Annotated in this window: 14 protein-coding genes and 2 pseudogenes; 4 read left to right on the top strand and 12 right to left on the bottom strand. The window is 27.7% G+C overall.

Annotated features, from left to right (window positions below; all coding sequences use genetic code 11):
• Positions 1–3: 3 nt before the first annotated feature.
• Positions 4–495, bottom strand: coding sequence for a hypothetical protein (locus KHQ81_01955; GenBank protein ID QVK18504.1), 492 nt, complete (start codon positions 493–495; stop codon positions 4–6).
• Positions 488–1,191, bottom strand: a pseudogene (locus tag KHQ81_01950) (response regulator transcription factor). Before KHQ81_01950 ends, KHQ81_01955 begins: the two are co-directional and overlap by 8 nt.
• Before the next feature lie 272 nt (positions 1,192–1,463).
• Here KHQ81_01950 and KHQ81_01945 point away from each other — a divergent pair.
• Entirely contained in the window at positions 1,464–2,126 is a 663-nt protein-coding gene (locus KHQ81_01945) for a DNA alkylation repair protein (GenBank protein QVK18503.1), read from the top strand.
• A gap of 519 nt (positions 2,127–2,645) precedes the next feature.
• Positions 2,646–3,943, top strand: a pseudogene (locus KHQ81_01940) (ISL3 family transposase).
• A gap of 121 nt (positions 3,944–4,064) precedes the next feature.
• Here KHQ81_01940 and KHQ81_01935 read toward each other — a convergent pair.
• From KHQ81_01935 to KHQ81_01915, 5 genes are all read right to left on the bottom strand, one after another.
• Positions 4,065–4,646, bottom strand: coding sequence for a class I SAM-dependent methyltransferase (locus tag KHQ81_01935; GenBank protein QVK18502.1), 582 nt, complete (start codon positions 4,644–4,646; stop codon positions 4,065–4,067).
• 10 nt (positions 4,647–4,656) lie between these two features.
• Positions 4,657–5,535, bottom strand: coding sequence for an aminoglycoside phosphotransferase family protein (locus tag KHQ81_01930; GenBank protein QVK18501.1), 879 nt, complete (start codon positions 5,533–5,535; stop codon positions 4,657–4,659).
• A gap of 94 nt (positions 5,536–5,629) precedes the next feature.
• Positions 5,630–6,007 carry a hypothetical protein gene (locus tag KHQ81_01925; GenBank protein QVK18500.1) on the bottom strand — a complete coding sequence of 126 codons (378 nt, stop codon included), beginning with the start codon at positions 6,005–6,007 and terminating at the stop codon, positions 5,630–5,632.
• Positions 5,964–6,419 carry a hypothetical protein gene (locus KHQ81_01920; GenBank protein QVK18499.1) on the bottom strand — a complete coding sequence of 152 codons (456 nt, stop codon included), beginning with the start codon at positions 6,417–6,419 and terminating at the stop codon, positions 5,964–5,966. The genes KHQ81_01925 and KHQ81_01920 overlap by 44 nt, the downstream gene beginning before the upstream one ends.
• A gap of 23 nt (positions 6,420–6,442) precedes the next feature.
• Positions 6,443–7,120, bottom strand: a complete 678-nt coding sequence (locus KHQ81_01915) for a class I SAM-dependent methyltransferase (GenBank protein ID QVK18498.1) — start codon at positions 7,118–7,120, stop codon at positions 6,443–6,445.
• A 156-nt stretch (positions 7,121–7,276) separates the two neighbouring features.
• On the opposite strand from KHQ81_01915, the gene KHQ81_01910 reads away from it, so the two are divergent.
• Positions 7,277–8,539: a chloride channel protein gene (locus KHQ81_01910; GenBank protein QVK18497.1), complete on the top strand. Its 1,263-nt coding sequence runs from the start codon at positions 7,277–7,279 to the stop codon at positions 8,537–8,539.
• A 74-nt stretch (positions 8,540–8,613) separates the two neighbouring features.
• Here the strand turns inward: KHQ81_01910 and KHQ81_01905 are convergent, their stop codons facing one another.
• From KHQ81_01905 to KHQ81_01885, 5 genes are all read right to left on the bottom strand, one after another.
• Positions 8,614–9,870 (bottom strand): PPC domain-containing protein, encoded by a 1,257-nt coding sequence (locus tag KHQ81_01905; GenBank protein QVK18496.1) that lies wholly within the window; start codon positions 9,868–9,870, stop codon positions 8,614–8,616.
• Positions 9,871–10,018: 148 nt separating this feature from the next.
• Positions 10,019–11,209, bottom strand: a complete 1,191-nt coding sequence (locus tag KHQ81_01900; GenBank protein QVK18495.1) for an MFS transporter — start codon at positions 11,207–11,209, stop codon at positions 10,019–10,021.
• A gap of 107 nt (positions 11,210–11,316) precedes the next feature.
• A complete protein-coding gene (locus KHQ81_01895; GenBank protein QVK18494.1) occupies positions 11,317–11,523 on the bottom strand; it encodes a hypothetical protein in 207 nt (68 codons plus the stop codon).
• A gap of 139 nt (positions 11,524–11,662) precedes the next feature.
• A complete protein-coding gene (locus KHQ81_01890; protein ID QVK18493.1) occupies positions 11,663–12,085 on the bottom strand; it encodes an Hsp20/alpha crystallin family protein in 423 nt (140 codons plus the stop codon).
• A 143-nt stretch (positions 12,086–12,228) separates the two neighbouring features.
• Positions 12,229–13,194, bottom strand: coding sequence for a phosphotransferase (locus tag KHQ81_01885; GenBank protein QVK18492.1), 966 nt, complete (start codon positions 13,192–13,194; stop codon positions 12,229–12,231).
• A 116-nt stretch (positions 13,195–13,310) separates the two neighbouring features.
• Here KHQ81_01885 and KHQ81_01880 point away from each other — a divergent pair, with 116 nt between their 5' ends.
• Positions 13,311–14,540, top strand: coding sequence for an aminopeptidase (locus tag KHQ81_01880; protein QVK18491.1), 1,230 nt, complete (start codon positions 13,311–13,313; stop codon positions 14,538–14,540).
• The last annotated feature ends 58 nt before the right edge of the window (positions 14,541–14,598 follow it).

Here is a 14,598-nt window from a genome sequence, read left to right as displayed (position 1 = left end):
TCACTAATGTGTTAATATATCAATTTGTTCTATCTTAAACTGTATTTCATTCGCATCTAGTTGAGCAATCATAAATAATTCATCAATATAATCTTTTAATGCATATGCCTTGTCTTTGACAATGTGAATGTACTCTAACGTTTCATCTCCTGCAATCCCATCACAGATTGCATCCAAATAGCCCAAAATTGAGGTTAGCGGTGTACGAACATCATGAGATAAATTTGACATTAATTCTTTTCTATCTTGTATTGTTTTTTTCATTTCAATTTGATCAATTTGATAAGATTCAACTAATTGATTTATTTTAAAAATCAGTGGTGCAACCAACTCATTTTTTCCAACTAAAATCTTTAGATTCTTATTTCCCTCAAGTATTTCTTCTAAACTTACTAATGTGTTTTTTATTAAGATTCTTTGTTTTCTTTCACGATTTATAAAATATAATAAGATTAAAACAATAAATATTAATAAGATAATTTCCCCATTACTCATAGAAAGCATCTCCATTAAATTTATACCCCATTCCCCATGCAGTTAAAATATACATTGGATAATTAGGGTTTGGTTCTATTTTCTTACGTAACCTTCTAATGTGAACCATAATATTATTATCATCATAAGCATAATCATCACACCATACATTTTGATAGATTTGTTTTTTAGTAAAAATACGATTAGGATTTGTTGCCAAAAAGTAAAGTAAATCGAATTCCTTTCCAGTAAGCTTAAGATCTTCTCCATCATAAGAAACCTTCATATAAGAAGGATCAATTTCCAATTTCCCAAACACTAACTTACTGGATTTATTTACTACAGTACCTAATTCAACATATCGACGAATTAACGATTGTACTCTAGCGGTTAATTCTGATAAACTGAATGGCTTGGTAATATAATCATCAGCTCCTAATTTTAAACCTAAAACTTTATCCATTTCCTCACCCTTTGCGCTAAGCATTAAAACAGGAGTATTTTTAACTTTTCTTATATGGGTAAGGGTAGTAATTCCATCCATTCTTGCCATCATTACATCTAAAATAATTAAATGATAGTCCTTTTATTTATCAATTTTAAACCATCAGCTCCTGAATAGACAACATCAGTTTTATACCCTTCTGTTTCCATACATTTTTTAAGTAATCTACATAATTCAATATCATCATCAATTACTAAAATCTTTCTCTCCATAAGCCCCCCTATCAAAACCTAAAATAATTATTACTTAGTCGTTTTTATTAAACATTATTAATTATACCTTATTTTACCATCTCTTTCAAAATGAGTTGATAAGAAAATTTTTTAATAGATTCTATTATAATTTGACTAAATCAATAGTGATATATAATAACTATAAGCTAGTTAAACAAAAAAATATATTAATAGATTGAAATTCAATTATTTATCTGTATAATTTATAAGTAATGTACTGATAAAAATGAAAATAAGAGAGTAGGAATATAATGATTAATTTTGTTTCAGAGGCAAGAAAACAGCTTGAAAATTCATCGAAAGGAAATGGTTTACAAACAGGGAAAGTTAGGTCCATTTCATCAACATTATATAAAATGTTAGAAGATAAAAGTATTACTAATGTACTATCAATTTGTGAAGATTTACTTCGCGAGCGTGAATGGGCACTAGGTGTTATCGCTTATGATTGGGCTTATAGAGTTAAAAAACAGTATAATCATAAAACTTTCTCTATATTTGAACATTGGCTTAAAACATATATTACTGGATGGGGTGATTGTGATGATTTTTGTACCCATGCCTTTGGAGAGTTATTGAGTCAAAATAACGAGTTATTTACCCATGTTCTTAAATGGATCCAGCATCCAAATTTTACTGTAAGACGAGCAGCAGCCGTAATTTTAATCTATCCAATTAAACATAATAAATATGAAAACATTAACCCATTTATTATCTCTGATGATTTAATGAATGATAGCCACTATCTTGTGCTAAAAGGATATGGTTGGATGTTAAAAGTTTTATCCGAAGTTGAACCAGATAATGTCTATGATTATTTAATGAAAAACAAAAAAACAATGCCAAGAATTTCATACAGATATGCCTTAGAGAAGTTTGACAAAGTATTAAAACAAAGATTAATGGAAAAATAAAAAATCAGGGAAGCTCTTACTGAGACTGCAGAAAATATAAGTGTTTTTCAAAAGTTATATTAAAATCAAAAAGTTAGGAAATGATTTTATTCATTTTCTAACTTTTTTCTACTCGAATATCAGTAAATACAAATGAAATCAAATATTTCTAGCCTATCAGGTTTATTATTCGTTTCATATTAACTACAAAAAATGTAGTTCAACTAGATCATTAAATTTTCTTAAGAAATGATCCTTCGGTATTAATATGTCATAAAGTTCACTGTATGGACTTAGTACTAGTTCTTTTTTAGGTAGCATATATTCATCAATTTTCTACAATTTTTCTATCTCTATTATACCATTTTTATCATATTAACTGAATAATGAGTATAAAAAAAGGAAGAGTTTAATCGGTTCTATAATATTTGGTGTGGGTAATAAACTCACACCATTTAATTTGCATAAAAAAATGAGACAGATTTCCAATATCCTGATACAATTAATAACGACGAAATCACTAATGAAAGGATTGGAAATATGTCTCAATACAATTGTATCGTAAAAGTACTAAATTTAAAAGATGAAAATATTTCTTTTAATGAAAACTTTTACTCAGAAGAAATTATTAAGGGTGTTAGATCACAAATCTATTATGGAACTCTCACATATCAGCCTCAATATTGTTATTCATGTGGTTGTGTATTTGATAACCAGTTTGAAAAGCATGGCTTTAAGACATCTACAATAACTTTACCTAAAGTATCTAATATGAATGCTTATTTAAAACTTAAAAAACAACGTTATAAATGTCATCATTGTAATAGTACCTTTACTCTCAAGACATCTATTGTTAATCAGCATTGTTATATATCTAATAATACTAAAGTAGCTGTTGCTCTTGCAGCTTCTAATAAGATTTCTGAGTGTGATTTAGCCAAAGAACATAATGTATCACATTCCACTGTAAATCGTGTTATAAACAGTTTCTATGAAGTGCATAAGCCTAATTATAATTATTTACCTGAACAACTTTGTTTTGATGAATTTAAATCAGTTAAATCATCAGTAGGGGCTATGTCTTTTCTTTTTTGTGATGCTCATAATGGAAGCATAATTGATATCGTTGAAGATAGACGCTTAAATTCATTAATCAAATATTTCCAACGATACACTAAAAAGCAAGGAGAAGTGTAAAATTAATCGTTATCGACATGTACAAGCCCTACATTCAACTTATAAAGATGCTCTTTCCTAACGCTAAAATAGTTATGGATAAATTCCATATTATTCAATTAATCTCTCGCTCATTAAATAAAACTAGAGTTAGAATTATGAATCAAGATAAAAAGAACTACAATAAGTTTAAACGTTATTGGAAGCTTATATTGAAAGATCGGGCTAAATTAGACATCAAAAATTATAGAAAAGTTTATTGTTTTAAACAAATGATGTGTGAAGAAGATATTGTAAATTATTTACTAGATCAAAGTAAGGAACTTAGAGATACATATGAACTATATCAGGACCTTTTACATAGTATTAAAAACAAAAATCCAGAACTCTTTACAACTACTCTTGATCAAATTGAACAAGAATACCCAAACATATCAGCTTATATGAAAACATCAGTTAAATCTATTCGTAAGAATAAATCCTATATTCTAAATCTAATGTCTACTAATTATACAAATGGTGTAATTGAAGGTATAAATAATAAAATAAAAGTTATCAAGCGTATAGCTTTTGGTTATAGAAGCTATCATCATTTTAAACTACGAATTCTCATTTCTCATGGAATGGGAAAAATGAAAAAAGGACTAAGCCATTCAGCTTAATCCTCGTAATTGATTTAATGTCAGTTTATTGGGTATTCTCTACCCACACTACTTGACAAAGAGCCGTTTAATCTTCCTTTTATTAAGACTACATATAGAGACTTTTTCAGCAGTCTCGCTCTTACTTCCCTTTTACTTTTTTAATTATCACATTCAACCATTTATCATTTTTATTTACTCTAACATCTTTAGTAATTTTCATCTCCATTAATTTAAATTCTGTCATAGATAATATCTCATTTAATCTTTTTTCATTTAAATCAGTAAAGTGTCTTCCTTTTCGCTTTCCTTCAAAAGTACCATATTTAAATGACATATACATAATACCATCAATTTTAAGGGCATTAAAACATTTATTTAATGTACCTGGTAAGTCTCTATATGTAACATGTAGTAATGATGCACAGGCCCAAATTCCATCAAATTCATCTTCATAAGACATATTATTAACATCCATTAACAACACTGGATTTTTTAGTATTTTCTTTGCTTCATCAACAAAAGATTTACAATTATCTATACTTAAAACATGATATTTTTTAGAAAAATATAAACTATCTCTTCCTGAACCAAACCCTAAATCTAATATTTTCCCTTTTGTAGGTAAGTATTGTTCAAATAACTGATACTGATGAGACATATCTACATTTAAAGTATTTTCAATAAAAACATAAGATTTTTCATTATAATAATTTTGTGTCATTTTAAACATCCTAACTTAAAATCATATTTTCAATGATTGATTTTATTTCTTTTATATCATTTATTTGATTAATTGATTGATAACATCGTTTATAAATCAAATGTATAAAATCAGCACCATACTCATGAACTAATAAACTATTAAAAATATCATCCACAGTAGATGGATTTACATCTTTAAAGAGTGATTTTATAAGGATAGGATTAAAATCAAATAAATCAAATAAAATAGGTGAATATTCATAATAATAAGGAGCTAAAAGACTATCTGCAAAATCAATCACAACTAATTGGTTATCATGATTAATTAATACATTTTCTTTTGTTAAATCACCATGAACAAATACTTGATTATTAAAATCAAGCTTTTGTACGTGATCGAAGATTTGTTGTTTAACTCGATTTTGATATTTATCCCACTTCTTATTATGAAGGACTGTATGTACAATATCTTTCTTAAATAATGATTTATCAACTATTTGATTAAGTTTTTTTGTGATAGAACGTATCTCTTTCGCTAATAATATTTGTTTTTCTTCTGAATAATCTTTTAACTTATTACCTATTTCATATCCATCAATATATTCCATAATTATATACCGAAATATATACTTATCAGAAATAACATTCGTTGTAACAATCGTTGGACAATTAACTCCACATTTTTTGGCCCATATTAGCGATTCTAATTCCACTTTGTAATCACGCTCTGTGATAAATCCAGATTCTTTTGGAGCAAATAGTTTAATCACATAGTCATCCACTCTAAAAACAGCATTTGTTCCTGGTGTTAAATTCGTTATGGTTTTAGGAGTTGATAAATGTTCGTTTTTAAATATTGTATTAATCAAATCCTTAAATGCTTCAATGGATTGAAAGAGTCCCCCCATTTATTTGGTGTTATCGTATCCTTGAATTTATATTCCATTATTCTCTCCTAAAATAAAGATTTAGCCCAATTAATGACTTCATCATTTCCGTCAATCACAAATTCTTGACCTCTACCACCGTGTTTAAAATACAGTAAGAATCATATAATTGCCAACTATCCAAATTTTTTTCATGATAACTCATTCTAGTTCCAAAATGAGGGTGAAAATATTGAGGTAATTTCCATACAGAACGTTTTTTCTCATCGGGGTTTGTTAACACTAATTTATTATGGAAGTTAAATATACCGTAACCTGGTAGTGATGGCTTAAAATCTAGTTGCTTTCTTGCAATGTAGGCTGTATTTTGTTTTCTATTACGATAGTAATAATGAGGATGCGTTACTTTCCACGGTTCGTAGGTTTTTATTTCTTCTATCCCTTCAATCTCATTGAAGATAGCCCCATATGATATGCTTGTCAGTACCAGCAATATACTGATAACCATCATCTGTTTTTACTACATCACGAAACCAGCCAAAAAATAAGAATAAATCTCCTTTTTCAACCCCTTTATTTCTTAAATGTGATTGGGCACTACTACATTGTCCAAATAAACCTTTCCAATTATCGCTTCTATTAGATAATACTAGAGGATTAACATCCGGGTCAAAATGGACATACTTATTACTATATTTATGAATCCCTAATTGTTTCATTATATCTAAATACGTTATTTTTTCATCAAAATATAAGTCACTATAAGTACAACCTGTGTTGATTTCATTCTTATTATTTTCTTCAGGAATGGGAAATGAAACTAAACGTCTTTCTTCAATAAAATAAGGACTAGGATATCCACCAGCTACTGAATCAAAACCTTTTCTGCTTAAAATAATTTTCATTTAAATACTCCTAAATCATTATTTTACTTTTTAACCAAATACATAGTCATACATGAATTGTATTCCTTATTATAGGTTATTTCTTTTGATAACACTTTAAATCTTGCTTTATCAAGTTCTTGTAGATGACCTCTAAAATCTATACAACGGAAAGATGTTGTAGCCACATTAAATTCTTTTCTACTCTCCATATGTGTTCTATTAGTTAATTGAAATGCTTCTGTTATATCACTTGAATGATTTCTGATTCCATCTCCCATATTCACTAATAAACACTTCCCATCATCTTCTAATAAATGATGTAAAGAGTGTAGAAATCTTAATCGGTCTTCTTCTAAAACAAGCATATGTAGTGTCCCAATTGAGTAAACATATTTATACTTTTTAGTGAAATTTATTAATTTAGTTGCATCTAAACACTCTAAATTAATTGAAATCTGTTTTTCATGAGCAAGTTGTCTTGCGAAACGTATCGCTTCTTGAGATATATCAATCCCAGTCACTTTATATCCCATTTTTGCTAGATGTAAAACATCTCTTCCTTCTCCACATCCAACTTCACATATTTCATCTGTTTTAGATACAGCATTATCACTTATCCATTTTAATAATTCTGGTGTTACATCTTCACCAAACCATTTAATATTATGCTTATGAATCTCTTTATACCTTTCATCATATGCTTCATAATATTTCTTCACAAATATCACCTACTTTATTTTCTTCTTCAATTATAACATAACAATTATATTTTTATATCTTATCACAATATGAATTTGATAAAATATAATCATTGATTTTTTCTTATTGAAGTAATAGAATTAAATGTATTGTATTAAACCAAGGGAGAGAACAAAATGCATAAAGCAATTAAAGAACAATATTTATTAATTCTTAGTATCTTTAGATGGGGATTACTCGCATCATTAATCGGTGGAGTAACAGGATTATTAACCACATTATTTTTAAAAACATTGAGCATTTCAACATCATACCTACAGTCTTATGCATACTATTTTTTATTACTACCACTAGTTTTTTTTATTAGTGGTTTAATAATACAAGCTTTACCTGATGATTTAGAAGGACAAGGAAAAGTAATAGAAAAGGTTCATAAAAACGCTGAAAAAATTAGTCTTGTTATTGTCCCCATTCGTTTTATCGCTGCAATTGTTACTTTAGCGTTTGGTGGTTCGGCTGGGAAAGTTGGTCCTTGTGCCCAAATGGGGGCTGGAATGGCATCAAGTATAGGCGAAACATTAAAATTAAAAAAGGACGATAGACGAATGTTAATTATATGTGGAATCAGTGCTGGTTTTTCTTCTGTATTTGGAACACCTATTGCTGGTGCTATATTTGCGATTGAAGTCCTTGTATTAGGTAGGGTTTTAAATAATTATTTATTCCCTGTACTCATCTCTTCTTTAGTTGCTTATAAAATAACAAGTTATTTTGGGATTGATTATCATCATTATCATATTGTTGTCAATCAATCAGAAAATTTATTGTTTTATTCAAAAGTCGCCTTAAGTGGATTCTATTTTGGTATAATTGCTTTATTATTTATTGAAATACTATCTATAGGAAATAAACTAGCAAATCGTATTAATATTTCTAAACCTTTAAAGGGATTTATTGGCGGCAGTATCTTAATCCTCCTTGTTTACTTATTTCATTCAACCATGTTCCTTGGATTAGGGAGTGATACAATTAATACTGCCTTACAAGGTAATAGACTCCCACTTTATGCATTCTTACTCAAAATCGTATTTGTGGCTATCACCTTAAGTTTTGGTGGTAGTGGAGGTGTTATTACCCCACTATTTTTCATAGGAACTTCTGCAGGTATTAGTTTTGGATTAATATTAAATCTTGATTTATCTGTAATGGCCGCCATTGGACTAGTAGCTTTACTTGCAGGCGCAACAAATACCCCAATTGCTTCAATTGTAATGTCTGTTGAAATGTTTGGCCAAGAAATCTTACCCTATGCCGCAATAAGTTGTATCATCAGTTATATCATCGCAGGACATCGTAGTATCTATCCTACTCAATTAATCGGGGCTTCTAAAAGTAATTTAATAAAACTTCCACTAAACAAGCCAATTAAGAATACTTAGGTCATATGTTTTTTTTAATCATGATAATATTTATATAAAAGAGAAAAAGGCAACAATTTGATGCCTTTTAACTTTTATTCTATTGTAAGTTCAACATTACCACTACTACATACAATTTTTAAATAATATGTACCATCAGGAAGATTTTCATAAGTCTTCACATCATTACTATAAGCTAAATAACTTAAATGATCAAATTCACTATCATATAATGTACTATATGCATCATTTTCATCATTTGTTAAGGAAATAATAAGCGTTTGAGTATCTTCAATTGTAAAAGTATACCAGATTTCATCAGTATCATCGAAATTTCCTTGAATGGTGTCTCCAACATTTATGTCAATTAAATCTTCTGGATTAAAATCTGCACCAAGGAAATGAAGTGAATATCCTGTTTTTGCTTCATCTGGCACAGTAATTTCATCTAAAGAGTTGATTTCATAAAGGTTAATTCCTATTTCAAAATCATTCAAATAATCAAATGCGGTATGAATATTAATATCTTCATTGTCTATCTCTTCTTCTAATTTATCTAATATAATATCATTATCTAAGATATTGACTAAATCTAATTCGATACGTCCTATACTATTATCCTCTGAATCAAAATATACATCAATAGTAAATTCATTAAATATATCAATGACATCTTGAATACCTATTTCATCAAGAAACTCAGAAAATTTATTATATTCTAGTTCTTCATCTTTTTCATTAAAATAATCAAAAACTTCTTCTAGTATGTTATAAACATTATATTCAAGTTCATAATGGATTAACTGACGTTCATCTTCTTTAATAACATCTATATAGGTAGCCTCATTAAAATTTTTCATTCCAGTAAATATGATATCTTGAATATTTTCTATATCTGTTTGTATTTCATCATCTATTTCTTCACTATCTATATCAAACAAATAAGCAAATATCGGAAGATTAGCTTCATCTTCAATTTCATCAAAAGTACTTTTAAACCAAGCATTTGAATTATTAATATAAACTGCTTCATCTCTTTCATCAATTATAAACTCAAAGGCTTCTAATCCATTAGCTTCCATCAATTTATTATAATAGTGCACTCGATAGACTTCTTTTTCATGATCATCGGTATATTTTTGTAAACTCAATAATGGATTTACTGATAGTTCCATTTCATCAGTCTTTATTCTAAAATGAATTTTGGCTTCATAACTTTTTGCGTTAATCACTGCATCGATTTGTTCGGAAATTGTTTCATCAGATAATTCTTTCGCTTTTAACACCTCTTCACAGGAAGTTAATAAAAACGTTGCCATAAAGAAAAACAAAACCAACAAATTTTTTTTCATACAATCCCTCCAAATTTCTCATTATACCTTTATTATATTAATATTTTTCTAAGTGGTACCTTAATTTTTAATATATCAAATATAGTTAAGGCAATTATATAATATGATACCAATTATCTTTTAAATAAAACGTTGAAAAATGAGGAAATTATTCATTTGTGATAAAGTGTTCTAAAATGAAATAATAAACCACAACATAAATTACTCCCACAAATCCTAATACTCTAAATGCTGATGTTAATCCCAAATGATCTCCAATATACCCAAAAGTAGGAAATCCAATAATCATAAACAAACTAAAAAAGAAACTTGAAAATGATAATATTGTTGCTCTTTGTTCACTTGAAATTAATTGATTGATATAAGCTGAAATAACAATATAAAATATACTATCAAGTGCTCCTAAAATAATCATTGAAATAAAAGAGATGATATTAAGACTTAATCCAAATATACATAAAACAATGAGTATAGGCGCAAATAGTAAAATCCCTCTTTTTTTATATTTTTTATCTAGATAATGGGCAAAATAACCTCCAAAAGCACCTGCAATCGCATGTGAAGCTAAAAATATTCCAATAATACTCGTTGAATAGCCTTGAATATTCCAGTAATTCTGTAAATAAAAGAATGATATGGTTACTAATGTTAAAATCGCATTAGGAAATATGAGTAATAATAACAATTGCTTATTCGTATGTGTAATATTAAAGCTATTTTTATATTGATTAATAATGTTTTTAATCCATGATTTTTCTTTCTTTTTTTTACCCATTATTGGTTCTTTCATTAAAAAAAGGGAGATGAGAGAAAATATTAAAAATATACAGAATAATTTAAATGTCATTGAAAAACTATTAAGTGCTATATATCCACCAATAATAATACCGATAGCTTGAGCAAGTTGAAAAAAAACTTCTTTATTTCCTGATACTTTTATATAAGTTTCTTCCTTATCTATTTTCTTTAGTGAATCGTAAACTAATGCTTCTCCTGAACCTGATTCAAAATTATAGGATAATGCTAGAAATACAAATGCTAGACAAATTAATCCAAAATTAGATGAAAGTAATATTAGCAAAATATAAATTAAACTTGATATTACACCTATGATTCTACTAGTTTTTCTTCCCAAAATATCAGCAAACGCACCAGTTGGTGTCTCCATTAATAGTGATGTAATATGAAACACACTTTCAAAGATTCCTAGTTGACCTAAACTAAATCCTTTTGATGCTAGATAAATCATCCATATTCCATGGGTAAAATTTAGATTTCTTAAGAATGTAAAAGTATAATCTAATTTAATATTGTTTTTATAACATGTTATATTTTCCATCAATCTCACCAATTAATTATAAATTAGTTTCTTATCTATTGTAACATATTATAATTTTTATTATAGTTAATTCTATATATATAAAGAAAAAAAGGTTAATAATAACCTTATTTACTAATTTTTCTTTTAAATTTAGTGCAACCACAGTCTTTAACGATATTGTACTCAAGACTTGGTTCACTAACAATGATTTCATTTCCACATCCACATTCACATAAGTAATGTGTCGTATCGTATTTACTAATATTTGATATTCGTCTTTTTCCAACATTTTCAATGACAGTTAAATCGCCAAATTTTTTTCCAACTAACAAAATAGCCTCAACTCCTTATACTAGTATGTGCAAAATCATCTATTTTATAAGTACCTTTTTATGTATTTCTTTTTAATCAAAAATATGTGTTATCAAAAAAGAGTCCTTAATGAAAGAACTCTTTTTTCTCATCCTACAATTATTTAATTTCTATTTGACGTTTATTCATTAAATTTTCTTTCTTTGGCGCCAAAATTTTTAATATCCCATCCTGAAGTTTTGCTTCAATTTTCTCAGAATCAATATCTTTTAGATAGAAACTTCTTTTCATTGATGACATTCTTCTTTCTCGATGAATATAGTTTTCTTTCTCATCTTCTACTTTTTCACCTTTTTCAATTGAAATCATTAATCTTTCATCATTATATTCTAATTTAATTTCCTCTTTCTTGATACCTGGTAATTCTACATCAAATAAGAATGCATAATCATTTTCTTTTACATCTATTTTAAATAAATTTTGAGTTGTTAAAAAAGTAGTATTAAAGAAACCATCAACCATATCAAAATATGATTTATTTGTTTTAAATAAATTTTTATTGTTAGGTGTTAATAGTATCATATAAATCCTCCTTGAATTTGGTTAATCATTGTTAGCACTCGCTATTGACGAGTGCTAGTAACTACACTAATAATATATAATATTCAGATTAATTTGTCAATGATTTTAAAAAAATATTAAAAAAAGTCGTATATCAATACGACTTATCCAATCACTTCTTCTAATTTATTCCAATTATTAGCAATCCAAATCATTTCATATTTGAAACGTTCTGGAGGACCATTATTTATTTTGATATTCGGACCCAACCAACCAAGACTTTCTCGAATAAAACATAATCGAATAGCTAAGATTAATTCCCTCTTAGATAACAACTTAATCTTATTATATCCTTTAAGAAAAGCTTGTACGATATCCTTTCTTAGTGTCATTTGGTCTAAACCAAATGATAGAATCGCGCGCGCAATATCTAACTCCATATAAGTTAAATTAAACCTGTCAAAATCAAGAATTGAACTTACACTATTCTCATGAAATAAAATATTATCACACCACAAATCATTATGGGCAAGGGTTGGTTTCAATTTAGCAAACTGGGATAAATCAAATTTTTCAAAAATTTGTTTTTGTTTTTTTAGTACCTCTTTAAATTCTTTATTAACTGTTTGATTTAACTTACTCCAGTTGTATTTCCATTTTTCCAACAGGGTTTCTTTAGTTGGGATTTTCCAACTTTCTTTTTCAAAATAAATATCGAATCTATTCGTATAATCATGCATTTTACCGATTTCTTCTCCAAGACAATAAGCTTGGTTTTCATTTATTTTACCAGGAGTAATTAAATATCCTGTTGAATACTCTGTTAGGATAAAATTATTTCCTAAGTTTGTCTTCAATAAGTGATTACCATTATAATTAAATAGTTTGGGACATTTAAATCCTAATGAATTTATTTTATTGTAATAAAATAAAGCAACATTAACCTCTTCAAGTTTTTTTTCATTATAACGTAAGGGATGATATATTTTAAGGAATAAAATCCCTTGATCTGTTGACACCTTCCATTTTAAATTTAATAATCCACGATTAATTATTTCACTATCATTAATCTTTATCAATAATTTGTCTTCAATAAAGTCAACTACATCTAAATCAATTTTATTATCCATAATAATCTCCTATCTACATCATTAATTATAAATAATATTTAATAAGTATCAAGGTTTTTCGTTAATAAATGGGAAAATATGTTATACTATGGATAGTAAAATGAAAGGAGATTAATATGGATAATCTAACTTTAAAAAAATATGCACAACTCTTAATTAAAATGGGAATTAATATTCAAAAAAACCAAACGCTCATTGTTAGAGCTCCCATTGAATGTGCTGAATTTGCTCGAATTGTAGCACAAGTTGCTTATGATGAAGGTGCAAGAGAAGTTATTATGAGATGGGAAGATGATTTATCAACAAAAATGAAGTATTTAAGTGCTAATGATGAGATATTTGATGAATTTCCTGAGTGGTTAAAAGAGTTTCATCTTTCATATGCTCGTAAGGGGGCTGCATTTCTTACAATCGATGCTAGCGACCCAGAATTACTTAAAGAAGTAAATCCATCTAAAATGGTTCGTTATCAAAAAGTAGCCAATAAGGCAGTAAAAGAATACCGCGACCGTTTAATGAGCAATAAAAATGTATGGTGTATCGCATCTATTCCAACGGTATCTTGGGCAAAAAAAGTTTTCCCAGATGTTAATGAAGAAGAAGCTGTCTCTAAATTATGGGATGCAATCTTAAATGCAATGCGTGTTAACCAAGAAGATCCTGTTAAAGCTTGGGAAGAGCACAAAACTAATTTGAAAAAAAGCATGGATTTCTTAAATTCTAATAATTTTAAAATGCTTAAGTTTAAAAATAACTTAGGAACTGACTTAGAAGTAGAATTACCAGAAGAACATATTTGGTTAGCTGGATCTGAATTTACACCAGAAGGAATTGAATTTATCGCAAATATGCCAACAGAAGAAGTGTTCACATTACCTAAAAAAACCGGTGTCAATGGTATTGTTTACAGCTCAAAACCACTTAATTTTAATGGAAAATTAATCGATGAGTTTTCGATTACCTTTAAAGATGGTAAAATAATTGACTATAATGCAAAAAAAGGATATGATTCACTTAAAGAATTAATTGAAACTGATGAAGGTTCTCATTATTTAGGTGAGGTAGCACTTGTGCCATATGATTCACCTATATCTAAATCTAATATATTATTTTATAATACTTTATATGATGAAAATGCATCTTGTCATTTAGCAATCGGTAGAGCTTACCCATCTTGTATAAAAAATGGTGATAACATGACTGAGGAAGAATTAGAAAAACATGGTGTAAATCACTCAATTAACCATGAAGATTTCATGTTTGGTACTGCTGATTTAAAAATCACTGGTATAACCCATGATAATAAAGAAATTCCAATATTTGATAATGGAAATTTTGTTTATTAGATGAAAAAAAGAGATTGTCTCATACTAAAAGAGACATCTCTTTTTTACCTAATTAATA

It is taken from the genome of Mycoplasmatota bacterium, from assembly GCA_018394295.1.
Lineage (GTDB): Bacteria > Bacillota_I > Bacilli_A > Haloplasmatales > Haloplasmataceae > JAENYC01.
The sequence above is the reverse complement of the archived record's forward strand: the minus strand, read 5'-3'. Positions and strand labels throughout refer to the sequence as shown.

Coding starts and splice junctions, on each gene's coding strand:
- KHQ81_01955 (QVK18504.1), bottom strand. CDS start 495: ATGAGTAATGGGGAAATTATCTTATTAATATTTATTGTTTTAATCTTA.
- KHQ81_01945 (QVK18503.1), top strand. CDS start 1,464: ATGATTAATTTTGTTTCAGAGGCAAGAAAACAGCTTGAAAATTCATCG.
- KHQ81_01935 (QVK18502.1), bottom strand. CDS start 4,646: ATGACACAAAATTATTATAATGAAAAATCTTATGTTTTTATTGAAAAT.
- KHQ81_01930 (QVK18501.1), bottom strand. CDS start 5,535: ATGGGGGGACTCTTTCAATCCATTGAAGCATTTAAGGATTTGATTAAT.
- KHQ81_01920 (QVK18499.1), bottom strand. CDS start 6,419: ATGAAAATTATTTTAAGCAGAAAAGGTTTTGATTCAGTAGCTGGTGGA.
- KHQ81_01910 (QVK18497.1), top strand. CDS start 7,277: ATGCATAAAGCAATTAAAGAACAATATTTATTAATTCTTAGTATCTTT.
- KHQ81_01905 (QVK18496.1), bottom strand. CDS start 9,870: ATGAAAAAAAATTTGTTGGTTTTGTTTTTCTTTATGGCAACGTTTTTA.
- KHQ81_01900 (QVK18495.1), bottom strand. CDS start 11,209: ATGGAAAATATAACATGTTATAAAAACAATATTAAATTAGATTATACT.
- KHQ81_01890 (QVK18493.1), bottom strand. CDS start 12,085: ATGATACTATTAACACCTAACAATAAAAATTTATTTAAAACAAATAAA.
- KHQ81_01885 (QVK18492.1), bottom strand. CDS start 13,194: ATGGATAATAAAATTGATTTAGATGTAGTTGACTTTATTGAAGACAAA.
- KHQ81_01880 (QVK18491.1), top strand. CDS start 13,311: ATGGATAATCTAACTTTAAAAAAATATGCACAACTCTTAATTAAAATG.